Source organism: Anaerotignum sp., from assembly GCF_051877975.1.
In the GTDB taxonomy this organism is placed as follows: domain Bacteria; phylum Bacillota; class Clostridia; order Lachnospirales; family Anaerotignaceae; genus Anaerotignum_A.
Window position 1 is genome coordinate 1 of record NZ_JBJEJK010000005.1, and the last position, 21,600, is coordinate 21,600.

Consider the following 21,600-nt stretch of genomic DNA (forward strand, 5'->3'; position numbering starts at 1 on the left):
TTAAGTTTTCAAGGTACATTTATGTATCTAAAAGATATTATACGAGGAGGAAACGGCATGAAGAAGGAATTTGCAAGAGCGAAAAAAGCCGTGGAGAGCCTATTCTGGGACACCTGCTATGTGGAGATTTTCCGGGAGGAAAGGGCGGACTGGGGGGAAACTATGCACCAGAAGGGGGAGGCAGACAGCTTCCCCTGCCGCTTGACGGAAAAGGCCGTGGCCTGCGGAGAAAAGGGACTTTTGGCGAAGATGGAAAAGACAGTGATCTTGCTTTACCCTGCAGAAAAGGAGATTCCGGCAGGGAGCGCCCTGCGGATACGGAAGGAAAACGGCCAGGAACGGCAGTATTTTGCTGCGGGAGACAGCCAAGTATTTTTGACCCATAAGGCAGTAGGCTTGAGAAGGAGAGAGACAGTATGACGGAAGAAATCAGAAGAGCGGTCATAAAAGCCATTTCAGAAAAATTTGGGCTGCCGGTCTATGGGCAGGAGGTTCCTCAAGGAGGAAAAAGGCCTTGCTTCACGGTAGAAATCACAGAGACGGAGCAGAAGCGGCTGCTGGGCAGGAGAGCAGCAAGAAAGGTTATGGCGGAGAGCAGATATTTCTGCGGGGAAACGGAAGCAGCGGCGGCGGAAGGACTGGCGGCAGCAGAGGGGCTTTATGAAGCCCTGCGTATCATTGGGACGGACGAGGTATTTGCGGCAGCGGGGATGCGGCAGGAAAAGACGGCGGAGGGCGTGAAGGTGACGGTGGAATATGAATATCACATCATTTTTGACGAGGAAGAAGCGGCCCTGATGGAACGGCTGGAATACAACGGAAAGGAAGTGAGCGGCTATGAAACAGAAGGCGGCATTCAGCAGGGAACAGCTGAGTAAGAGCAAGACTTTTGGGTATGGGGCTGATCTGGTGAAAGCGGTGCTGGAGGACAGAGCATATACCAAGGAAGAGGCGGAAAAGGAAATTCAGGCATATTTGACAGGAGAAAGAAAGGAGCATTGATATGGCAGCAGGCGGCGGCACTTTTTTAGTGCAGAACAAGGTATTGCCCGGGGCATACATTAACTTTGTTTCCAGACCCAGAGCTATGAGCAACTTGGGAGAAAGAGGCGTGATTTGCGTGGGCATGGAAATGGACTGGGGCAGAGAAGGGATGCAGACAGTGGAAGCGGCAGACTTCCGGACAGACAGCAAAGCGTTGTTTGGCTATGATTACCTGGATGACAAGATGAAGGACATGCGGGAACTTTTCCTGCACGCGAAAAAGGTACATCTGTATCGGCTGAATGGCGGCGAAAAGGCGGCTGTGACAGAAGGAAACCTGACCGTGACGGCAAAATACGCCGGGGCAAGAGGCAATGATATTTGCATTGCCATTGTGGCAAATGTGGATGAGGAAGGAAAGTTCGACGTGGAGACATACCTGGGGGCAGAGCTGGCAGACAGCCAGACTGCAGAAAATGTGGAAGAGCTGACGGAAAACGACTATGTTTCTTTCAGCGGCGCGGGTCCACTGACAGCGGCGGCAGGGCTTCACCTGACAGGGGGCACCACGGAGACGGCAGCAGGCAGCGCTTATACGGATTTTCTGGCGGCGGCAGAAGCAGAGGATTTTAATGTGCTGGCGTATAACGGCAGTAACGAAATTACGAAAAAACTGTTTGTGAATTTTACAAAGCGGATGAGAGATGAGGAAGGCGTAAAATTTGTGACAGTGCTGTATGATTATGCCGCGGCAGACCACGAAGGGATCATTTCCGTGGGGACAGCCAGTGAACTGGTTTACTGGGTGGCCGGGGCCACAGCAGGGGCAGGGGTGAACGAAAGCCTGACAAACATGATTTACGACGGTGAATACGAAGGAAACGCAAAGCTGAAAAAGAGCGAATATATCAAGGGTATCCAAGAAGGGCAGTTCCTGTTCTATGAGGAGGACGGCAAGCTGCGGGTGCTGCGGGATATCAACAGCCTGACTTCTTTTGAGACAACAAAGAACAGCGATTTTTCCAGCAACAGAGTAGTAAGGGTGCTGGACAGCATCGCCAACGATGTGGCGAATCTTTTCAGCAAGTATTATCTGGGGAAACAGAGCAACAATGCCAACGGCAGAAACCTGCTGAAGGCGGAAATCCTTGCGTACCACGAGGAACTGATGCAGATGGAGGCCATTGAAACTTTCACAGCGGAGGATATCACTGTGGAAAAAGGTGCGGAAAAACAGGATGTAGTGGTTTATGAAAACGTACAGCCGGTGGATGCCATGGAAAAGCTGTACATGAAGGTGGAAGTTGTGTAAAGGAGGTGCGATAGATGGGTTATTTGAGAGCGAAGGATACTGTCAATGGGGCATTGGGCACCTGCTTTGCTATCATTGACGGGAAAAGACAGGAACTGATGCAGGTGAAAAACATCAAAGCAAAGGTAAAGAAAACCAGAACCACCATCCCCATTTTAGGGCTGACGGCAAAGCAGCAGAAAAGCGGCGGCTGGGAAGGCACCGGCACTATGACAGTGTATTACGTGAGCAGCCTGTTCAGAGAGGTGATGGTGGATTACATGAAAAATGGCGTGGACACCTACTTTGAGCTGATGTTGACCAACGAAGACCCTACGGGGGATGTGGGCAGACAGACGGTGCTGCTGAAGGATGTGAACATTGAAGAAATGCTCATCGGCAAGCTGGATGTGGATGAAGCGGCTATGGAGGAAGAAATGAAATTTACCTTTGGCGGCGTGGAACTGCTGGATAGCTTTGACACGCTGTAACCATTCAGACCGGGGAGGGGATTTTTTTGGGACAGGAATGTTTTTACAGAGAGAACAGGAAGGACAGGGGCGAAAGAGAAGTCCTTCTGACGGAAAGACTGGCGGCAGACGGGGGGCAGATGCTTTGGTGCATCCGCCCCATGAGCCAGAGAGAAAATGAGGACATCTGGAAAAGATGCGGCGAGGACGAGAAGAGATATGAAGGGGCGGTGCTGGCGGAAAGTGTGGTTTTTCCCGATTTGAAGGATGCGGCGCTGCAGAACAACTATGGCGTGGCCGGGGCAGAACGGCTGCTGGCAAGACTGCTGCTGGCGGGGGAATACGACCGGCTGCGCAGGGCTGTGGAGGAGATCAACGGAGGTGACAAGGAATGTATCGACTGTATCTGAAGCAGGACGGGCAGCAGATTTTGCTGCCTGTGACACCTTCTGAGATAGAGACAAAGACGGGAAACCAAAACAAGACTGTATATATCCTGAATTTTGGGGAGATGAACCTGGCGAAAAAGCCGGGACTGCAGGAGATTCGATTTACCGCATTGCTGCCGGGGAGACAGTACAGCTTTGTGCAGACGGAGGATGGATTCCATGAGCCGGAATATTTCCTGAATTATTTCAAGGAATATAAGGCGGCGGCAAAGCCTGTGCAGCTGATCTTATTCCGCAGGCTGGCGGACGGGACGCAGCTTTTTTGCGGGAACATGGAGGTGCTGCTGGAGGATTATACGGTGACGGAAAAAGGTGGCGAACAGGGGGACTTCTGGGCGGAACTGCACTGGAAGGAATGGAAAGCGGCGAAAAGCATCCGCTACAGCATCAAGGGCAATGCCATGGTGGAGCAGGGGCAGGAGAGACAGGCAAAGCAGCCTGCTGCAACCTATACGGTGCAGAAGGGGGACTGCCTTTGGAACATTGCGAAAAAGCAGTTGGGTGATGGGACAAAATATAAGGAGATTGCCCAGAAGAACGGCATTGCCGACCCGAACAAGATTTATCCCGGGCAGGTTTTGAAGCTGTAAAAGAAAGGGGAGAAGGGGATGACGATAAAACTTTTATTGCAGCATGGCAGCAACATCTATGATGCTACACCGATTTTAGAGGGGAGCGTGGAATGGTACGCCAGCATCATGGGAAAGGCGGGAAGGCTAAAATTTCAGGTGGTCAGAGACGGTATTGTGAACTTTGTGGAGGGGGATAAGGTTTCTCTTTATGTAGATACGATTTTGCGGTTCAGCGGATTTGTGATGACAAAGGAGAGAACCAGTGAGCAGATCATCAGCGTGACGGCTTATGACCAGATGTTTTACTTGGCAAGGAACAAGGCAACATATGTTTTCCTGAACAAGGGGGCAAAGGAAATCATCCAGACCATTGCCGCAGACTATGGCTTGCAGGTGGGGGAAATTTCTGACAGCGGGTGGAAGATTCCCCAGAGGATCGAAGAAGGGGAAACGCTGATGGACATTATCCTTTCTGCCTTGGAAATCTGCGGGCAGGCCACAGGAAAGGAATATTTCCTCTTTGACAAGGCCGGCTGGCTGACGGTAAAAGAGAGAAAGGAAATGGAAGCAGAAGCGGTGCTGAAATGTGATGGGGGCATCAGCGAGTATACATACAAGACGGATATCAGTCAGGATACTTATAACGCAGTGCGGCTTTACCATGCGGGACGGAAGGAAACGGAGCAAAAGGCATGGGAAACGGAACAGGCGGATAAGGTGAAACAATGGGGCAGGCTGCAGTATTACAAGCGGGTGGCTTACAGCATGAACAGCGTACAGCTGAAGGAACTGGCGGAAAATATTTTGAAGGAAAAATGCAGGGTGGTGAAGAAGCTGACCATTGAGAATATCAATGGGGAAATGATGCTTTACGCGGGAAATAGTATTTGGCTGGAAATTCCGGGATTGGCGGAAATCAGTTTAAAGGGGAAAGCTCTTATCGAAAGCTGCACCCATATCTTTGCCGACGGAGAGCATCGGATGCAGTTGGATATTCGCATGGAGGAGGAATAAGGATGGATTTGAAAAGTTTTTTGAAGGAGGACAATGGATTCCCTGCAAACAGAAAGGTGAAAATTTCCCCTTGTTTTACAGAGGATGGCGCAGAGGCACTTTGGGAGATTCGGGCGGTCAGTGAGGAGGAATACCGCAGGGCAGCGGAAGGAAAAAAGGACAAATGGGCGGCGTTATGCCTGCTTTCTGTGGTAAAGCCTGATCTGCAGGACAAGGAACTTTGGGAAAGCTATGGCGTGGACAGCGGCGAAAAGGCATTGAAGGAGATGCTTTACCCCGGAGAGTATATGCGGCTTTTGGAAGAAGTGAAGGAGATCAACGGCTTTCAGCAGCGTAGAAAGGCTTGGAAGGCGCAGGCAAAAAACTGATTGAGGAGGGCGTGGATGAGGCGGATTATGCCTGCTATGCCCTCCGAAAATACGGGATACGCCCCAGAGAGTGGGCGGAAATGACGACACCGGAGCGGATGTTTTGCTGCGCCGCCATAGAGCTGGAGATTGAGGCTGCGGAAAAGGCTGGAGGATAAGAGGGGAAAAGGAACATGGAAAAAGAAAGGAAAGGGCTTTTCGGGCGGCTGCTGGATTTTTGGAAGGAAAAAATCGGAGCAGACGAGACGAAAGGCATTGGGTTTTGGAATGGCGTGGAGAACATTCAAAATCGGTTTGCTGAGATGGGCGATGCTGTTTCTTTGACCCAGGGGGAGAAGAAAAAGGCTTTCTGGGAGGAAAAGGCAGAAGCTGTTTTGGAAGAAAAGGAACAGGAAGGCAGCCTTTTGGAGCAGGAGAAGAAGCTCTTTTTTGCGGAAGCAGAGGAAGAACAGGAAAAGAGTTCGGAGGCTGCGGAAGAAGGGGAACGAGCGGTGAAACGGAAGGTTTCCAATATTTTTACGGCGGAGGTTTTTCAGGGCGAAGGGCAGGCAAAAGCAGAGGAAGGCAAGCTGGGGCAGGCTTTTCCTTGGGAGATGCCCGAGGAAGAAAGAGAAAAACGAAGCGTTGTGCCTGTGGCGGAAAAAGCGAAACAGGAGAAAATGCCTGCTGCGGAAGCAGAGCAGGAAATGCCAAAAACGGAAACAGGGAAAAGAGAAGAACCCCAGGCGGAGACACTACTTGATATAGAAAAGCTGATGCAGCAGATGACGAAAAAGCTCTGGGAAGAGCGGGAAAGCTGCGGCAGGCGGCTGAGAGGATAAGGAGGGAGCAAGATGCTTGAGATTATCAAACAGCTGGCGTTGGATGCGGCAGAAACAGGGGCGGATTTTTGCATTGGGACGGTGACGGCGGCAGAGCCCCTCTGCATCCGACTGGAAGAAGGGCTGGAACTGACAGAGCCCTTTCTGGTGCTGACAGAGGACGTACTGGACTGGGAAGAGACGGGAACCATCAGCATCAACGGAGGGACGTGGGACAGCTTTCGAATGAAGCGGAACAAAAAATTACAAACGGGAGAAGCCGTGGCATTGGTGCGGGCGGCCGGTGGGCAGCAGTATCTGGTACTGGGCAGAGTGAGACAGGAGGGATAGGATGACACCAACACAGGACATGGAACTGGATATGGCGAGCATCGAGAAAAAAACGATTCCCAGCCTGACCTGGAAGCTCAACGAGGAACGGGCAGAGGTGCGGGGAACAGTGGATGAGTTGGAAGCCATGAAACAGGCAATTCATAAAATTTTGCAGACGGAACGATACCGATATGTTATTTACGATTGGAATTACGGCATTGAGTTGGAAGAATTGTATGGAAAAAATATGACCTATGTGATTCCGGAACTGAAAAAGAGGATTGAGGACGCGCTGCTGGCTGATGACAGGATCACAGCAGTAACGGATTTTTCCTTTCAGCAGGAAAAGGGAAGCGTGACGGCGGCGTTTCTGGTGCATACTATCTTTGGTGAGATCACGGCGGAAAGGACGGTGGATATATGATGGTAAAAAGCTATGAGGAACTGATGGAACAGAAACTGGATCAGATCGATGATAAACGAGACAAACGGCAGGGCAGCCTGATTTATGATGCACTGGCACCCAATGCAGCGGAAGCGGCCACTTTTTACGCCAATCTGGATATGTTGGAGGACAGGACTTTTGCGGATACAGCTACGGGAGATGACCTGACCAGACGGGCGGCGGAACGGGGCATCACCAGAAAGCCGGCAGTGAAAGCGACTTTTTACGGAAGGTTTTTAAACGAGGACGGAGAGGAATACCCAGTAGAAGCGGACACCAGATTCTTTTTGGAAGAATATTATTATGTGGTGCTTTCCAGAGAAGCAGACGGACGATATATTTTGGAATGCGAAACAGCAGGGGCCTGCGGGAATGATTACTTAGGGAACCTGCTGCCTTTGGAGAATATGGATGGATTGGCGGCAGCTACATTGGAGGAACTGCGGACCGACGGCGAGGACGAAGAAGGGGACGAAGAACTTAGAAAACGTTACTTTGCCAGCTTTGATGCAGACGCTTTTGGGGGGAATATCGCCGATTACCAGAGAAAGGTCAGCGCACTGCAGAACGTGGGCGGGGTGAAGGTATACCCTGCTTGGAACGGCGGCGGCACAGTAAAGCTGGTGATCATCGACCAAGGCTGGCATGCCCCTGCGGAAACGGAACTGGCAGAGCTGCAAAGGGAAATTGACCCGGAAAGCAGAGGCGAGGGATATGGGATTGCGCCCATTGGGCATCAGGTGACAGTGGAAGGGGTTACGGAAGTAACTTGTGATATTACCATGGGCATTTCCTTGGCGGAAGGAGCTGTACAGGAAACGGTGCTGGCGGATATCCGAAGCAGATTTGAGACATATTTCGAGGAGCTGCGGAAAAGCTGGGCGGACAGTGAAGCTTTGACGGTACGCATCAGTTATCTGGAGGCCAGAGCATTGGAGGCGGATGGCGTGGTGGATATTTTTGATTGCATGGTCAATGGCACAGGTGGAAATACAATTTTAGGAGCGGATGAAATCCCTGTTCTGGGCGAGATCGGGGTGACAGCATGATGGAAAACAGATATAGCCAGTATCTGCCGGAAACAGTAAAAGAATTACAGGAATTTCAAAAGCTGGCGGAAATCGAAGGAATTATTTTGGAGGAAGCGGCGGCGGCACGGGAGGAAACGGAAAACAACCAGTGGATTCTGACGGCGGAAAAAAGCGGGCTGCTGCGGCTGGCAAAGATGATGGGATTTTTGGGGGCAGAAGTACTGGAAACAGAAGCACTCCGGAAGGAAATTCTGTATCGCTGGAACAGCCAAAGCCCCTATACTCGGTTCCACCTGCTGGACTGGCTGGATGGCTGCCTGGGGGAAGAAAACTATTGTGTCTCCTTGGAACAGGAAAGTTATTTTCTGCATCTTCTTCTGGAACTTCGGGTAAAAGAGAAGCAGGATTTTTTGCAGAGACATTTGCGAAAGATGATTCCGGCAAATTTGAAACTGGAAGTGGATTTGCATGTAAATACTTATGAAAAGGTGAGCATACTGACCCATGGGCAGATGAAGGAATGGAAGTGGACCTATGGGCAGATTCCATTAGAGGACCTGACGCCTTATCAGAATGAAAAAGCGTGAGAGACTTCAGGCAAAAAAGGGACAGACGGAAAAAGATGTATCCTGATCGGGTAAGGATACATCTTATTTTTGTGCAAATAGTTGACATATCAACTATTCTTTGATATTCTTTCTGAGGAGGTGGGAAGATGAATCAAAGTATTGCGCGAAAAATCACTCTTTTGGGACGAAAGAGTCAAACATATATAGGTACCGCTTTGGCCAAATATGGCTTGACCGCAGCGGAGCAGCCTTTTTTTATGGCGCTGCAGCATCAGGAGGGCATAACGCAGGAAGAACTGACCGCCATTGTAGGGGTAGATAAGGCGGTGACGACCCGTGTTGTAAAATCTTTAGAGAAGAAAGGGCTTCTGGAACGGATACAGGATAAACGGGATCGGCGGAAAAACTTGATTTACCCTACAGAAAAGGCCAGGAGATTAGAACCGTTGGTAAAAGAAGAACTGCACGCCTTTAACAGGCTTTTGACACAGGGGATAGAGGAAGAAACCTTGGAGATGGTTTATGAAGCACTGCTGCAAATGGAGGGGAATTTTGTCAATATGTATATGAATAAAAATATAGACGGGGGAACAGCAGAAAGGAGAGAATGAAAATGGAAGGACAACAGACTTGTTCTGAAGGAAATCCTTTGGGGTATGCACCATTGGGCGGATTGATGCGAAAATTTGCAATACCATCTATCATCAGTATGCTGGTGAATTCGCTTTACAATATGACGGACCAGATCTTCATTGGGCATGTGGTGGGGATGCTGGGAAATGCGGCTACCAATGTTGCTTTTCCGGTGACGATTTTGCTGACGGCTTTTGCCCAGATGATCGGCATCGGGACTGCTGCCAATTTTAACATCAACCTGGGAGCGAAGCGGCCGGAAGAAGCCAAAAAGTTCATCGGTACAGGGCTGGCAATGATGAGTTTGGTTGGACTTTTGCTTATGGCAGTGGTTTTGATTTTCAAAACGCCGATTTTGATGATTTGCGGAGCCACAGAAAATGTGCTGCCTTTATCCCAGGGCTACCTGGGCATTACGGCAATCGGGATTCCGTTTCTGTTGTTTACCAGTGCGGCCAGTGTGATTATCCGCGCAGATGGGAGCCCTGCTTATTCCATGACCTGCACTGTCAGCGGGGCAATCTTGAATGTCGTTTTGGATGCATTCTTCCTGTTTGGGTTCGGCTGGGGGATTCAGGGAGCCGCTTTGGCGACTCTGATCAGCCAGATCTTTTCTTTTTTGTTGTGTATCCGCTATTTTCCCAAGTTTAAGACTTTTCCCATTCAAAAGGATATGCTGGGCTTAAAAGGAGCTTATGTTGGGAGAATCGCCAAGCTGGGAACCAGCAATTTTATCAATCATACCATTATGATGGTAGTGAATATCGTGCTGAACAATTCCTTGACCTACTATGGCGCATTATCTATTTATGGGAAAGATATCCCTCTGGCCGTTTCCGGCGTGGCTGCGAAACTGAACAGTATCATGGTGGCTTTTGTGGTCGGCCTTGCACAGGGGTGTCAGCCGATCCTTGGGTTCAATATGGGGGCAAGGAATTATGAAAGAGTAAAGGCGACATATAAAAAGGCTGTAAAGATCGGGCTTTGTTTCAGTATGACAGCATTTTTGCTGTTTCAGTTTTTCCCGAAAGGGGTCATCAGTATTTTTGGCGTAGGAGATACGCTGTATTTTGCATTTGCGGAAAAATATCTGCGGATCTATATGTTTATGGTATTTACTTTTGGATTGCAGCCTATAACGGTAAACTATTTTACCAGCATTGGCAATGTGAAGCAGGGTATTGTCCTTTCCGCTTCCCGGCAGGGATTTTTATTGCTGCCCATCCTGCTTTTGCTGCCTTTGAAATTCGGCTTGAACGGTGTGCTCTTTGCGGGCCCCATTGCAGACGGGCTGGCGGCGCTCCTTTCTATCACGATGGTGGTCATCAATTTCCGAAGCCTTTCCCGGCAGCAAAAAGCCCTGCAGGAAGAAGGAAAAGCTTAGGTTTGGGGCAAAAAACTGTTGCGGAGAAGAAAAGAATGTGCTACAATATGCGAATAGTGGGGTGAAGTGTCCCTGAATCTGATGATATTACACTCTGCAGAGTGAAAATACAGGAGGTTTTCGTATGTCTACAATCGGTACAGTATTAACAGTTATTTTGATGATTTTGGCAGTTGTTCTGGCAGCTATCATTCTGATGCAGTCCAAACGTTCTGCTGGGCTGGGCGCAGTAAGCGGCAGCAGCAGCGATTCTTACTGGAGCAAAAACAAAGGCAATTCTGTGGAAGGCGCACTGGAAAAATATACAAAGATCGGCGGCGCACTGTTCATGATTATTGCATTCATCGTAAATCTGGTAGGTTAAGAAATTAGGGTGTCGACGGTGTCGACACCCTTCGTTGAAATCAGGATTTCGACGAGGAGACAGAGAATAAACAGATAAATTCCGGCGGTGCAGGTGCCTCGGAACTTCCTGTTTTCCTCGACGGAAGGGAATGCAATGCACCGGAAAGAAAAATGCGGACACTTGCAAAGCAAGGGGCTTTTGCCGAAGGCGAAAGTGCGGAACGTTCTGCGGATTCCATTGGGGAATCCTCTTTGTTTCCAGAACCCTTCAGCGGCACGAAATTCGTTTTACCCGCAGTCAGAAGATGCCGAAAAGGCATCTTTTTTTATAGGACGAGAAATTTTGGGGAAAGATAATTTCAAGAAAATATAAGGAGAATTCTATGGAAGAGATGGATATTCTAAAGGAAAGAAAAGAAAGAATTTTAGCATATATCGAAAGCGAAGAATATGTACCCATGAAGCGCAAGGATATGCGGGCTATGCTTTCTGTGCCTGCGGAGGACCGGGAGAAATTCGAGCTGCTCATCAATGAGCTGATCCAGGAAGGAAAGGTTTTTGAAACCAAAAAGGGCAAGCTGGCCTCTCCCAAAAATCTGCAGATGGCAACGGGTACCTTTATCGGCCATGCAAGGGGCTTTGGTTTTGTTACTCCCGATGAGGGCGGTGAGGATATTTTTATCCCTGCCAGCGAAACCATGGGGGCTATGCAGAAAGATAAAGTCCTTTACAAGGTGCTGCATAAAGCGGAAAAGGGCAAAAAGGCTGACGGCGTCATCGTGCGGATTCTGGAACGGGGACAGCAGCGCATCGTTGGTACCTTTGAAGCAGGCAGCAAGGGCTATGGTTTTGTGGTGGCCGATGATAAGAAGATTGCCAAGGATATTTTTGTTTCCAGAGATCATACGAAGGGCGCAGTGACAGGCCATAAGGTGGTGGTGGAGATCATCGATTACGGCGAGGACAGACGCAACCCAGAGGGGAAGATAGTGGAAATTCTGGGGCATGTGAATGACCCCGGTGTGGATATTCTGTCTGTGATCCGCAGATATGAACTGGCGGTGGAATTTCCCGATGCAGTCTACAATGAAATCGAAACCATCGGTACAGAAGTGGCAGAAGAGGATAAAGCGGGCAGAGAAGACCTGCGAAATCTGCTGACCATCACCATCGACGGAGAGGATGCCAAGGACTTGGACGATGCCATTTCCCTGCGGAAACTGGAAAACGGCAATTTTGAATTGGGCGTGCATATTGCCGATGTTTCCCATTATGTCAGGGAGGGGACGGAGCTGGATAAGGAAGCCTATGCCAGAGGGACAAGCGTCTATCTGGTGGACAGGGTCATCCCCATGCTGCCCCATAAGCTGAGCAATGGCATCTGCTCTTTGAATCCCCATGTTGACAGGCTGACCCTCAGCTGCATCATGGAGCTGAACAGGAAAGGGGAAGTGGTGAGTCACCGCATTGCGGAAACCATCATCAATTCCGATTACCGTATGACCTATACCACAGTACGGGAGATTTTGGAGGAGGAAACCCCGGCACTGTTGGAACAGTATGCAGAGATTTTGCCCATGCTGGAGGCTATGGAGGAACTGCGTCAGATTTTGGGGGCAAAAAGAAGAAAAAGAGGCTCTGTGAATTTTGATTTGCCGGAATCCAAAATCATTTTGGATGAAAATGGCAAGCCCATTGAGATCAAACCTTACGAAAAAAGCATTGCTACCAATATGATCGAGGAATTTATGCTGGTGTGCAACGAGACCATTGCGGAAAATTCCTTCTGGCAGGAAATGCCTTTTATGTACCGCAGCCATCAGGAGCCTGATGAGGAAAAGCTGGAAAAAATGGAACAGTTTCTGCGGGGCTTTGGCTATTATCTGCGGAAGAAGGACGGGGAAATCCATCCTCGGGAAATTCAGAAGGTGCTGCAGAAAGCAGAAGGCACCGATGAAGAACGCATCATCACCCGTATGGTGCTGCGGAGCATGATGCAGGCCAGATATACGGCGGAAAACGGCGGACACTTTGGCTTAGCGGCGAAATATTACTGCCATTTCACTTCTCCCATCCGCAGATATCCCGATTTGGAGATTCATCGTATGATTAAAAAAATGCTTCACGGCGAGCTGGATGAAAAGTCCTCTCTGGAATATCGCAGAAAAATGCCTGAATGGGCGAAGCATTGTTCGAAGCGGGAGCGCATTGCAGAGGATGCGGAGCGGGATACGGATGCCCTGAAAAAAGTGGAATATATGGAAGATAAGGTTGGTCAAATTTACGAAGGCATCATTTCCGGTGTGACCAACTGGGGCATCTATGTGGAGTTGCCCAATACCATCGAGGGGATGGTATCTCTGGCCCAGATGGATGATGATTACTATGAATTCGACGAGAAAAATATGCTGGTATGCGGCAAGCGGACGAAGAAAAGCTATCGCCTGGGGGACAGGGTGACGGTTTCCGTGGCTAAGGTAGACCGTATGATGGGCACCATCGATTTTGCCTTTGAAGAGGATCTTGAAACATTTGAGGACTAAAAGAAAAAGACATTCTCAGAAAAGTAGTGGCGGCTTAAGAAAACATTATTTCAATTTTTTGTTGATTTCTTAAGCCGCACTGCGTCATTGGGCGATAAATCGCCCTAGCCGAAGGAGGCAAAGCCTCCTCCATGGGATGTCCCAAAATAAGAAAACATTTTTTGTTTTCTTATCGGGACTCCTCTAATCGTGAGAGTGCCTTTTTTAATCTCGGATGGATGCAAAGATCAGGTCATCAAAAAGATAGTATGCAAATTGTGTGACACCAGGCAGTTCATCCTCAGGCATAAAATTTCCTTCCAATTCGATGCGCCAGCTAAGGCCCTCATAGATGCCGGAGCCGCCGTCCTGATGGAGTTGAGTGGGGCGGGCAAAGATGGGCTTTTCAAAGCTTTTCAGGCGCAGCAGGTCTGTGGCTGCCATGGCGAACCATAAAAGAAAGAAAAATAGAAAGATGAGGAAAATTCGTTTCACAGTGTTGATTTTCATTGGAATCTCCTTTTTGAAAAACGATTTAGATGATATTTATGAACCCTATTATAACAGAAAAAGACGGCGCTATGGGCAAAATTCATGTAAATTGAAAGAAGCCGTATGAATTGGTATTTTGCAGAAGGGAAAAAAGGAAAAGAAGCTTGAAAAATGGGAATTTTTTGTAAATAAATTGAAATATTTGTAATCGAAACGTTATTTGCTTTTTTCGATATTCTATGGTATAGTTATTCCTGCAGTAAGAGAGGAAAGACAAAGAAGCAGGTGATTCTGTATGGCAAAGGCGAAGGGAACCAAGCTGATTGCGCAAAATAAAAAAGCATATCATGATTATTTCATCGAAGAGACCATACAAGCCGGCATTTCTTTGGCAGGGACAGAGGTGAAAAGCCTGCGGGCGGGCAAGTGCAGCCTGAAGGAAAGCTACATTCAGATCAAGGATGGGGAAGCCTTCATCTACAATATGCACATCAGCCCTTATGAACAGGGCAATATCTTCAATAAAGACCCTCTGCGCCCCAGAAGGCTGCTGCTGCATAAGGTACAGATCCGCAAGCTGGCCCATGAAAGCCAGGCGGCGGGGTATACGGTTGTACCATTAAAGGTCTATTTCGACCGCAGCCTGGTGAAGGTGGATATCGCTTTGGCAAAAGGGAAAAAGCTCTATGATAAGAGAGAGACCATTGCGAAGAATGATATGCGCCGTCAGGCAGAAAAAGAATTTAAAATCAGAAATCTTACTTTGTAAAGATTGGTCGTTTCATACCATATTTCCATGGAGACAGAAAAAGCTCGGAGGGACAAAACCAATCCTTTTTCACTCGGCCCCTTGCACAGTTGCAGGTAGATAGGGGAGAGGCTTCATAAGCGAAAAAAGAGTATGTTACATGGGGATGCAATGGTTTCGACGGGAGTCTTGAAAGTAGGGATAGCCATCCGCGGACCAGTGAACCGCGTCATCAAGCTGGAACCTTTTTAAAAAGAAACGACAAAAATAATTTTGCACTGGCTGCCTAATTAATGGCGCCTGTCGGCCTCCGGTTTCTCACCGCCGGAGAATCCGGCATCGACTTGGTGGGGCACTTTTCTGCTTAAGCTTTGCGGCAGGAAAAGATTGATGAAGCTACTGAGGGACAAAGCCTGTCATTCGGCGTTGTAACGAGGGAATGTCAAAAGACTGACTGTGATGGGAGAAGTTCTTACGGATGGGTTTTCGGACAGGGGTTCAATTCCCCTCATCTCCATTCCGGATCCTTGAAAACATTAGTTTTCAAGGATTTTTTAATTGAGAGAAAGTCAGACTTTTTCCAATGGGGCTTCTGTCTTTTCTGATGCCAGGGAAAGGCAATGGAGTTTGTTTCTTTAGATTGTAGATGAAACAGCATCGGAGTATTTTTCCTGAGTTTATGTAAAAGCCTCAATCCCATTTAAAATTATTTTTTCCGCCAGAGCAGCCATCTGTTGCGGAGTTTCCTTTTGCCCGCTTTCCAGCCAGGCACCGATGAGCCCGATACAGCCGGAAATGATAAAATTATAGAAATAGTCCCAATCATTTTCATTTTCAAAATGGAACAGTTCCTGTAAATGGACAAAGCATTTTTCCCGGATCACATTTTTCAGTTTATCGATAAAGGCAGCATCTCCATTTTTGCCAAGCATACATTGAAATAAATCGGCGTTTTCGCCCAGCAGGCTAAAAATTTCCACCAAAAGGGGAAAAATAGATTCGGTTTTTTCCTTTAATTCGTGGGAAGAAACGATTTCGTTGAATTTTTCAAAGATTTCATTGAAAATCTGCTCCGACATATCGAAAACATCTTTATAGTGCAGATAGAATGTGCCGCGGTTGATATCGGCCAGTTCAGCGATTTCCCGAACGGTGATGTTTTTCAGGGGTTTTTCCATCAGGAGGATGCCCAGTGCTTCCGCCATTCTTTTTTTGGTTCTTCGGATTCGTCTGTCTTCCGCCATTGTTTTCCTCCTTATAAACAAATTTAAATATAATTGTTGAATATACAGCAGAAATAAATGAAATTGCATATTGAAAGCGAGCTTGTCCTTGCAGATAATTAAACTGTAATCGTTTAATCAACATTTGTCAATTATTTTTTTGGGAGGATATTTATGACAAAAGCACCCGAAAAAAAGAAAAATAAATTGGAAAACATTGCCCGTTTTATTGTTGAAAAACGCAAAGCGATTTACTTGATTTATATTCTTTTGGCAATTTTCTGCGTCTTTGCCTCCGGCTGGGTTTCTGTCAATAATACCCTGACGGATTATCTGGCGGAAGATACAGAGACTAGCCGCGGCTTGGATGTGATGGATGAAGAATTTATCACCTATGCCACTGCAGAAGTGATGATTGATAATATTTCTTATGCAGATGCAGAGATTCTTTGCGATGCGTTGGAAAAAATCGAAGGGGTAAAGGAGATTGACTTTGATGATACCACAAAACATTATGCAGATGGAGCGGCGCTGTTTTCTGTAACCTTCAGCGGGGAGGATGATGACCCTCTTTGTGAGACAGCTTTGGAGGAGGTCCGAACAGAAGTGGCGGATTATGATTCTTATATTTCCGCGGAATTGGGCAATACAAAGGCAGAGACCATTGCGGAAGAAATGAAGATCGTTATGGTGCTTGCCTGTGTGATTATTTTCTCTGTCTTGTTGTTTACTTCCCGTACTTATATGGAAGTGCCTGTCATGCTGCTGACGTTTGGCATGGCGGCGGTTCTGAACAAAGGGTCCAATTTTATTTTTGGAGAAATTTCCTTTGTTTCCGATTCCATTGCCATTGTACTGCAGTTGGCCCTTGCCATCGACTATGCCATTATTCTTTGCCACAGATATATGGAAGAGAGGGAAAGCAGCGAGCCCATGGATGCGGTGGTGCATGCCCTTTGCAAGGCGATTCCAGAGATTTCCGGCAGCTGCATGACGACCCTTTCCGGTCTGGCAGCCATGGCGTTCATGCATTTTCAAATTGGCCGTGATATGAGTATGGTTTTGATCAAAGCCATTATTTTGAGTATCCTTTCTGTATTTACGCTGATGCCGGGGCTGTTGTATTCTTTCAGCAGTAAGATTGACAGCACCCATCATAGAAATTTTGTGCCGAAGATTACGGCATGGACGAATCTGGTCATGAAGCTGCGTTATGTGACCCCTGTTGTGTTTGGGGTGCTGTTGGTGGTTTCTTTCCTGATTTCCAATCATTGCCCGTATGTATACAGTTATACCCATTTGAAAACTTTTACGAAAAATGAATCTCAAATCGCCAAGGATAAAATCAGCGATACCTTTACTGCCTCCAATGTATTGGCGGTGTTGATTCCCAGCGGGGATTACGAAAAGGAGCAGGCGCTGACCAGGGAACTGGAAGCATTGCCGGAGGTAGATGAGGTGACAGGGCTGGCAACGGTGGAAGCAGATGAGGAGGATGAAACAGATGATATGATGCTGGGGGATTTGCTGACACCCCGGGAATTGGCGGAATTTGCGGATATTGATGTTGAACTGGTGGAACTGCTTTATACTGCGTATGCCATAGATCAGGAAGAATACGGGCATATCGTCGGCGGCATCGAACATTATGAAGTGCCTTTGATCGATATGTTTGAATTTATCTATGACCAGGTGGAGCAGGGCGCGGTTTCTTTGGATGAAGAAGATCAGGAAGATCTGGATGAGACGTATGCAGATCTGACGGACGGGAAAGATCAGCTGAACAGCGGAAAATACAGCCGTCTGGTCATGGAACTGAATGTATCGGAGGAAAGCGAGGAAACCTTTGCCTTTTTAGATACAGCTCGGAAAACAGCGGCCCAATATTATGGGGATGATGTGCTTCTGGTGGGGAATGCTACCAGCAACTTTGACTTATCTACAACTTTTGGGGATGATAATACCCTGATCAGTATTCTTTCCATCGTATTTGTTATGATCGTACTGTTCCTGACGTTCCAGTCGGCAGGAGTGCCCTTCATTCTGATCCTGGTCATCCAGGGCAGTATCTGGATGAATTTTACTTATCCGACCCTGCAGAATACTCCTATCTTTTTTATGAGTTATCTGGTAGTCAGCTCCATCCAGATGGGGGCGAATATCGACTATGCTATCGTTATCACCAATCGTTATCTGGAACTGCGGCAGAAGATGCCGAAGATAGAGGCGGTGAAAGAATCTCTGGAATTGGCTTTCCCGACGATTTTCACCTCCGGCAGTATTTTGGCAGCGGCAGGCACAGCTATCGGTTTTCTTTCTTCCGATGGGGCGATTTCCGGCATTGGTATCTGCCTTGGCCGAGGAACGCTGATCTCCATTGTATTGGTTATGGGCATTTTGCCCCAGCTGCTGGTATTGGGGGATTTTATCATAGAAAAAACATCGTTCAAGAAATCAGATCATCGAAAGGGGGCGGAGGAACATGCGTAAAGGAATACGAAGGGGAATTGCTTTTTTGCTGACAGCGGCGTTGCTGTGCGGCTTATTTCCAATGGCGTCTTTTGCTGCGGGAACTGTTACGATTTCCAATAAAGAAGAATTTCTCCGCTTCGCGAAAAACTGCACACTAGACAGCTGGTCTGCGGGAAAAACAATAGAGTTGACTTGTGATATAGACTTGAAGAATACGGATGTATCCTCTGTGCCTATTTTCGGCGGCACCTTTCACGGGAACGGGCATACCATTTCCGGCATCAAACTGCAGCAGGATGGCTCTAATGTGGGGCTGTTTCGCTATATTGAAGCAGGCGGCACTGTGAAAGATCTGCATGTGGAAGGAGAGGTCAGCCCCGGCGGCAGCAAAACCAATGTAGGCGGCATTGCAGGGGAAAACCGGGGTGTCATCGAAAATTGTTCCTTTGACGGCACTGTGGAAGGCAAAACAAACGTGGGGGGCATTGCGGGAAAGAACAGCGACTCCGGGGAAATTCGGGATTGTACCGTTTCCGGAAAGATCAGCGGGGAATTGGCTGTAGGCGGCATTGCAGGGGAAAATCAAGGATTTTTGACCCAATGTGAAAACTATGCCGCGGTGAATACGGAATATGAAGAGAAAAAGCAGGAAATGACGGATCTGGATACAGATGCGGCAGCACTGCTGGAAAATTATAAAATCGACCAAGAGGGGGAAAGAAACACTCTGGGGTATACGGATATTGGCGGTATCGCAGGTGTGACCGACGGCATTGTGCAGGGCTGTACCAACAAGGGCAATGTGGGCTATCCCCATACGGGCTATAATGTAGGCGGCATTGCAGGCAGACAATCGGGCTACCTGTTGGGGTGTGAAAATTATGGCTCGATTTACGGCAGAAAAGATATCGGCGGGATTGTCGGCCAGGCGGAGCCCTATCTCTGGCTCAGTGCTTCCGGGGATCGGCTGGATGAAGTGCGGGATGAACTGGATATCCTGCGGGATATGGCAGATAAACTGCTGGATGATACGGATGCCCTAGGGGACGACGCAGAGGTCTATCTGAATGGCATTTCTGATCATTCCGAAGCGGCAAAAGGCCATGCGGAGGATGTAAAGGATCAGATGAGCGATTTCATGGAGGATAACATCGATGAGATCAATGCGTGGACAGCGCTGCTTTCCGATACGATGGATGAAATGGAGGACCCCTTGGATGACTTGGGGGATGGTTTGGAGGCCTTGGGGGAAGCTGTGGAAGATGCTATGGATGCCCTTTCCCCTTTGAAAAAAGACGTACCGGAGATTGAGGAATTGGATGAACTGCAGGATGAGACTAAAAAAATCCAAAAACAGAGAAAAGAGATCCAAGGAGCTAAAGCAGCCATTCGCACTGCCCAGAAAAATATTGGAAATGCCATTCTGGCAAAAGATAAAGAAGCGGCAAAGCAGGAAATATCCAATATCCTTTCCCAGCTGCAGATCATCAAAGAGGCAAAACTTACGATTCTATCTTCTCTGAAAAAGATACATACCCTGATGCAGTCTTTGCCGGAAAGCATCGAGGATGCGGGGGAAACGCTGAACCGCCGCTGGAAACGGGCGTTGAACCGGCTGGAAGATGCCGTAGATGATCTTTCCGATGCTGGGGATGATATTTCTGATGCCATGGAGGAGATCAGTGATATCCTTTCCGATTTAGCGGATGAAGAACCTATGACCTTCGTAAAGCTGGGGGATGACTTTGATGCATCCAGCGATGCGCTGTTTGATTCCATGGGGGATATTTCCGATGATATGGAAGGCTTGAAGGATGTCCTGAAGGATGGAAAAGAAACAGTAAAGACAGATTTGCGTGAGATGAGCGACCAGTTTGAAAAAATCATGGATTTGCTGTTCGATGAGATCGAAGATCTGCGGGATAACAAGGATAAGGAACTGGATGATGTTTTTGTGGATGTTTCCGATGAGGAGATCAGCCGCACAAAGCAGGGAAAAACGGCCAACTGCACAAATTTCGGCAGTGTAGAGGGCGACCGCAATGCGGGAGGCGTTGTGGGGGCCATGTCTATCGATTTGGCGGCAGATCCGGAGGATGATATTGATAAGCCGGATTCCATTAATTTTACTTATCGCATGAAGGTGATTCTGCAGGGGTGTGTCAATGAAGGCAATATCCAGGGCAGAAAAGACTGCATTGGCGGCGTGGCAGGATATGCAGAGATCGGCACCATTTATAAGTGCGAAAATTATGGAACCGCAGAAAGCACCGACGGAGACTATGTAGGCGGCATTGCCGGTTTCAGTGAAGGCACTATCCGCAGCTGCTATGGCAAAGGGAAAATGACCGGCGGACGATATGTAGGCGGCATTGCCGGGAAAGCAGAAACGGTTTTGGATACCTGCGCCATTGCGGCAGTTGATGGTGAAGAAAACGTGGGGGCACTCCTTGGCGGCGTGGAAGAACTGGATTCCGTCAGAAGAAATTATTTTGTGGAACAGGAATTGGGCGCAGTAGATGGCATCAGCTATGCTGGAAAAGCAGAACCCCTTTCCTATGAAGCAATGAAAAATCTCAGCGGCATCCCGAAGCGATTTATCAGCCTAACGGTAACTTTTCTGGTAGATGGTGAGCCTATTGAGACCCAGGAAATCCCCTATGGCAAGGAGACAGCAAAGATCAAATTGCCGGCGATACCGGAAAAGAAAGGCTATTTTGGCAAATGGCAGCCCTTTGAAACAGAAACGGTTACGGGAGATATGGAAGTGGTATGTGAATATCAGCCTTATCTGACAACGATTTCCAGTGTGGAGAAAAACGAAAGCGGAAAGCTTTCCCTTGTTTTGGCGGAAGGAGAATTTACCGATACAGCGGAACTGCATGCTTTTGCAAACAAGACGGAAGAACCGCCGGAAGAGGCGGCGGGGCGCAAGGTGGTATATGATATCCTTTTGGAAAATACAGAATTGGCAGATACTGATACAGTTACCCTTCGCCTGCTGAATGCGGATAAGGAAAAAGTTTCTGTATGGCAGAAAAAAGATGAAGCTTGGGTGCAGCTTACAGCGCATGAACGGGGAAAATATGTCGTTTGTGAAATGGAAGGCGCAGAAGGTGTGCTTTGCTTGAGCTACGAAGCCGGGGCCATGAGGTGGATCATTTTGCTGCCTGTGGGCTTGATTTTGGGAATCACAGCAATTGTGATTTGGAAAAAGAAGAGAAAAAAGAAAGAAGAATAGAGTTTATAAAATAGTATCTTTGTTTTTATATTTATACACGAAAAGGGGCTTTTTATAAAAGGCCCTTTTCTGTCGCAGAAAATAGCCGGATTTGGTTGACTGGGAAGGTAATTATGAATATTCTTTTTTGCAGCAAAGGAATGTATTTTGGCAGAAACATGCTGCATATTTAAAAAGGTTTCAATTTTTATTATAGAGAAAGTGTTTGTAATAA

The 21,600-nt window shown here is 47.8% G+C and carries 24 protein-coding genes and 1 other RNA gene; 23 read left to right on the top strand and 2 right to left on the bottom strand.

From position 1 onward, the window contains the following. Window positions 1–57 precede the first annotated feature (57 nt). The 19 genes from ACI39P_RS00510 (at window position 58) to rnr (ending at window position 13,231) form a co-directional block, all read left to right on the top strand. A complete protein-coding gene (locus tag ACI39P_RS00510) occupies window positions 58–420 on the top strand; it encodes a hypothetical protein (protein ID WP_439718763.1) in 363 nt (120 codons plus the stop codon). Further along, window positions 417–878, top strand: a complete 462-nt coding sequence (locus tag ACI39P_RS00515; protein ID WP_439718764.1) for a phage tail terminator family protein — start codon at window positions 417–419, stop codon at window positions 876–878. Before ACI39P_RS00510 ends, ACI39P_RS00515 begins: the two co-directional genes overlap by 4 nt. Then, the gene (locus ACI39P_RS00520) at window positions 838–1,002 is read left to right on the top strand and encodes a hypothetical protein (protein WP_439718765.1); all 165 of its coding nucleotides are present in this window, start codon (window positions 838–840) and stop codon (window positions 1,000–1,002) included. Before ACI39P_RS00515 ends, ACI39P_RS00520 begins: the two co-directional genes overlap by 41 nt. A gap of 1 nt (window position 1,003) precedes the next feature. Further along, a complete protein-coding gene (locus ACI39P_RS00525; protein WP_439718766.1) occupies window positions 1,004–2,296 on the top strand; it encodes a phage tail sheath family protein in 1,293 nt (430 codons plus the stop codon). 14 nt (window positions 2,297–2,310) lie between these two features. Continuing rightward, complete coding sequence (locus ACI39P_RS00530; RefSeq protein ID WP_439718767.1) at window positions 2,311–2,766, top strand: phage tail tube protein; 456 nt, start codon at window positions 2,311–2,313, stop codon at window positions 2,764–2,766. Between the two features lie 26 nt (window positions 2,767–2,792). Beyond that, window positions 2,793–3,155, top strand: coding sequence for a phage tail assembly chaperone (locus ACI39P_RS00535; RefSeq protein ID WP_439718768.1), 363 nt, complete (start codon window positions 2,793–2,795; stop codon window positions 3,153–3,155). Then, on the top strand, window positions 3,137–3,784 hold the full coding sequence (locus ACI39P_RS00540; RefSeq protein ID WP_439718769.1) for a LysM peptidoglycan-binding domain-containing protein: 648 nt from the start codon (window positions 3,137–3,139) through the stop codon (window positions 3,782–3,784). Before ACI39P_RS00535 ends, ACI39P_RS00540 begins: the two co-directional genes overlap by 19 nt. Window positions 3,785–3,802: 18 nt before the next feature. Next, window positions 3,803–4,780 carry an XkdQ/YqbQ family protein gene (locus ACI39P_RS00545; RefSeq protein ID WP_439718770.1) on the top strand — a complete coding sequence of 326 codons (978 nt, stop codon included), beginning with the start codon at window positions 3,803–3,805 and terminating at the stop codon, window positions 4,778–4,780. A gap of 2 nt (window positions 4,781–4,782) precedes the next feature. After that, the gene (locus ACI39P_RS00550) at window positions 4,783–5,148 is read left to right on the top strand and encodes a phage tail assembly chaperone (RefSeq protein ID WP_439718771.1); all 366 of its coding nucleotides are present in this window, start codon (window positions 4,783–4,785) and stop codon (window positions 5,146–5,148) included. 11 nt (window positions 5,149–5,159) lie between these two features. After that, the gene (locus ACI39P_RS00555; protein WP_439718772.1) at window positions 5,160–5,306 is read left to right on the top strand and encodes a hypothetical protein; all 147 of its coding nucleotides are present in this window, start codon (window positions 5,160–5,162) and stop codon (window positions 5,304–5,306) included. 15 nt (window positions 5,307–5,321) lie between these two features. Then, window positions 5,322–5,969: a hypothetical protein gene (locus ACI39P_RS00560; protein WP_439718773.1), complete on the top strand. Its 648-nt coding sequence runs from the start codon at window positions 5,322–5,324 to the stop codon at window positions 5,967–5,969. Between the two features lie 12 nt (window positions 5,970–5,981). Continuing rightward, window positions 5,982–6,299 (top strand): DUF2577 domain-containing protein, encoded by a 318-nt coding sequence (locus tag ACI39P_RS00565; protein ID WP_439718774.1) that lies wholly within the window; start codon window positions 5,982–5,984, stop codon window positions 6,297–6,299. A 1-nt stretch (window position 6,300) separates the two neighbouring features. Then, window positions 6,301–6,705: a DUF2634 domain-containing protein gene (locus ACI39P_RS00570; RefSeq protein WP_439718775.1), complete on the top strand. Its 405-nt coding sequence runs from the start codon at window positions 6,301–6,303 to the stop codon at window positions 6,703–6,705. After that, a complete protein-coding gene (locus ACI39P_RS00575) occupies window positions 6,702–7,775 on the top strand; it encodes a baseplate J/gp47 family protein (protein ID WP_439718776.1) in 1,074 nt (357 codons plus the stop codon). The genes ACI39P_RS00570 and ACI39P_RS00575 overlap by 4 nt, the downstream gene beginning before the upstream one ends. Continuing rightward, window positions 7,775–8,344 (top strand): putative phage tail protein, encoded by a 570-nt coding sequence (locus ACI39P_RS00580; RefSeq protein WP_439718777.1) that lies wholly within the window; start codon window positions 7,775–7,777, stop codon window positions 8,342–8,344. The genes ACI39P_RS00575 and ACI39P_RS00580 overlap by 1 nt, the downstream gene beginning before the upstream one ends. A gap of 128 nt (window positions 8,345–8,472) precedes the next feature. Continuing rightward, window positions 8,473–8,937 carry a MarR family transcriptional regulator gene (locus tag ACI39P_RS00585; protein WP_439718778.1) on the top strand — a complete coding sequence of 155 codons (465 nt, stop codon included), beginning with the start codon at window positions 8,473–8,475 and terminating at the stop codon, window positions 8,935–8,937. Between the two features lie 2 nt (window positions 8,938–8,939). Continuing rightward, on the top strand, window positions 8,940–10,343 hold the full coding sequence (locus tag ACI39P_RS00590; RefSeq protein ID WP_439718779.1) for an MATE family efflux transporter: 1,404 nt from the start codon (window positions 8,940–8,942) through the stop codon (window positions 10,341–10,343). A 124-nt stretch (window positions 10,344–10,467) separates the two neighbouring features. Beyond that, window positions 10,468–10,707, top strand: coding sequence for a preprotein translocase subunit SecG (gene secG / locus ACI39P_RS00595; RefSeq protein ID WP_439718780.1), 240 nt, complete (start codon window positions 10,468–10,470; stop codon window positions 10,705–10,707). Between the two features lie 364 nt (window positions 10,708–11,071). Further along, a complete protein-coding gene (gene rnr, locus ACI39P_RS00600; protein WP_439718781.1) occupies window positions 11,072–13,231 on the top strand; it encodes a ribonuclease R in 2,160 nt (719 codons plus the stop codon). Window positions 13,232–13,435: 204 nt separating this feature from the next. Here rnr and ACI39P_RS00605 read toward each other — a convergent pair whose 3' ends face one another. Then, window positions 13,436–13,720 (bottom strand): hypothetical protein, encoded by a 285-nt coding sequence (locus ACI39P_RS00605; RefSeq protein ID WP_439718782.1) that lies wholly within the window; start codon window positions 13,718–13,720, stop codon window positions 13,436–13,438. Between the two features lie 277 nt (window positions 13,721–13,997). Between ACI39P_RS00605 and smpB the strand changes: the two genes are divergently transcribed. Together smpB and ssrA are read left to right on the top strand one after the other, a co-directional pair. Continuing rightward, a complete protein-coding gene (gene smpB, locus ACI39P_RS00610; RefSeq protein WP_439718783.1) occupies window positions 13,998–14,471 on the top strand; it encodes an SsrA-binding protein SmpB in 474 nt (157 codons plus the stop codon). Window positions 14,472–14,612: 141 nt separating this feature from the next. Next, window positions 14,613–14,970, top strand: a transfer-messenger RNA (tmRNA) gene (gene ssrA / locus ACI39P_RS00615). Window positions 14,971–15,127: 157 nt separating this feature from the next. On the opposite strand, the gene ACI39P_RS00620 is transcribed toward ssrA, so the two are convergent. Then, the gene (locus ACI39P_RS00620) at window positions 15,128–15,694 is read right to left on the bottom strand and encodes a TetR/AcrR family transcriptional regulator C-terminal domain-containing protein (RefSeq protein ID WP_439718784.1); all 567 of its coding nucleotides are present in this window, start codon (window positions 15,692–15,694) and stop codon (window positions 15,128–15,130) included. Window positions 15,695–15,847: 153 nt separating this feature from the next. Here ACI39P_RS00620 and ACI39P_RS00625 point away from each other — a divergent pair, with 153 nt between their 5' ends. Together ACI39P_RS00625 and ACI39P_RS00630 are read left to right on the top strand one after the other, a co-directional pair. After that, window positions 15,848–18,163, top strand: a complete 2,316-nt coding sequence (locus ACI39P_RS00625) for an MMPL family transporter (RefSeq protein WP_439718785.1) — start codon at window positions 15,848–15,850, stop codon at window positions 18,161–18,163. Continuing rightward, window positions 18,156–21,386: a GLUG motif-containing protein gene (locus ACI39P_RS00630; protein ID WP_439718786.1), complete on the top strand. Its 3,231-nt coding sequence runs from the start codon at window positions 18,156–18,158 to the stop codon at window positions 21,384–21,386. The genes ACI39P_RS00625 and ACI39P_RS00630 overlap by 8 nt, the downstream gene beginning before the upstream one ends. Window positions 21,387–21,600 lie beyond the last annotated feature (214 nt).

Coding starts and splice junctions, on each gene's coding strand:
- ACI39P_RS00510 (WP_439718763.1), top strand. CDS start 58: ATGAAGAAGGAATTTGCAAGAGCGAAAAAAGCCGTGGAGAGCCTATTC.
- ACI39P_RS00515 (WP_439718764.1), top strand. CDS start 417: ATGACGGAAGAAATCAGAAGAGCGGTCATAAAAGCCATTTCAGAAAAA.
- ACI39P_RS00520 (WP_439718765.1), top strand. CDS start 838: ATGAAACAGAAGGCGGCATTCAGCAGGGAACAGCTGAGTAAGAGCAAG.
- ACI39P_RS00525 (WP_439718766.1), top strand. CDS start 1,004: ATGGCAGCAGGCGGCGGCACTTTTTTAGTGCAGAACAAGGTATTGCCC.
- ACI39P_RS00530 (WP_439718767.1), top strand. CDS start 2,311: ATGGGTTATTTGAGAGCGAAGGATACTGTCAATGGGGCATTGGGCACC.
- ACI39P_RS00540 (WP_439718769.1), top strand. CDS start 3,137: ATGTATCGACTGTATCTGAAGCAGGACGGGCAGCAGATTTTGCTGCCT.
- ACI39P_RS00545 (WP_439718770.1), top strand. CDS start 3,803: ATGACGATAAAACTTTTATTGCAGCATGGCAGCAACATCTATGATGCT.
- ACI39P_RS00550 (WP_439718771.1), top strand. CDS start 4,783: ATGGATTTGAAAAGTTTTTTGAAGGAGGACAATGGATTCCCTGCAAAC.
- ACI39P_RS00560 (WP_439718773.1), top strand. CDS start 5,322: ATGGAAAAAGAAAGGAAAGGGCTTTTCGGGCGGCTGCTGGATTTTTGG.
- ACI39P_RS00565 (WP_439718774.1), top strand. CDS start 5,982: ATGCTTGAGATTATCAAACAGCTGGCGTTGGATGCGGCAGAAACAGGG.
- ACI39P_RS00570 (WP_439718775.1), top strand. CDS start 6,301: ATGACACCAACACAGGACATGGAACTGGATATGGCGAGCATCGAGAAA.
- ACI39P_RS00575 (WP_439718776.1), top strand. CDS start 6,702: ATGATGGTAAAAAGCTATGAGGAACTGATGGAACAGAAACTGGATCAG.
- ACI39P_RS00580 (WP_439718777.1), top strand. CDS start 7,775: ATGGAAAACAGATATAGCCAGTATCTGCCGGAAACAGTAAAAGAATTA.
- ACI39P_RS00585 (WP_439718778.1), top strand. CDS start 8,473: ATGAATCAAAGTATTGCGCGAAAAATCACTCTTTTGGGACGAAAGAGT.
- ACI39P_RS00590 (WP_439718779.1), top strand. CDS start 8,940: ATGGAAGGACAACAGACTTGTTCTGAAGGAAATCCTTTGGGGTATGCA.
- secG (WP_439718780.1), top strand. CDS start 10,468: ATGTCTACAATCGGTACAGTATTAACAGTTATTTTGATGATTTTGGCA.
- rnr (WP_439718781.1), top strand. CDS start 11,072: ATGGAAGAGATGGATATTCTAAAGGAAAGAAAAGAAAGAATTTTAGCA.
- ACI39P_RS00605 (WP_439718782.1), bottom strand. CDS start 13,720: ATGAAAATCAACACTGTGAAACGAATTTTCCTCATCTTTCTATTTTTC.
- smpB (WP_439718783.1), top strand. CDS start 13,998: ATGGCAAAGGCGAAGGGAACCAAGCTGATTGCGCAAAATAAAAAAGCA.
- ACI39P_RS00620 (WP_439718784.1), bottom strand. CDS start 15,694: ATGGCGGAAGACAGACGAATCCGAAGAACCAAAAAAAGAATGGCGGAA.
- ACI39P_RS00625 (WP_439718785.1), top strand. CDS start 15,848: ATGACAAAAGCACCCGAAAAAAAGAAAAATAAATTGGAAAACATTGCC.
- ACI39P_RS00630 (WP_439718786.1), top strand. CDS start 18,156: ATGCGTAAAGGAATACGAAGGGGAATTGCTTTTTTGCTGACAGCGGCG.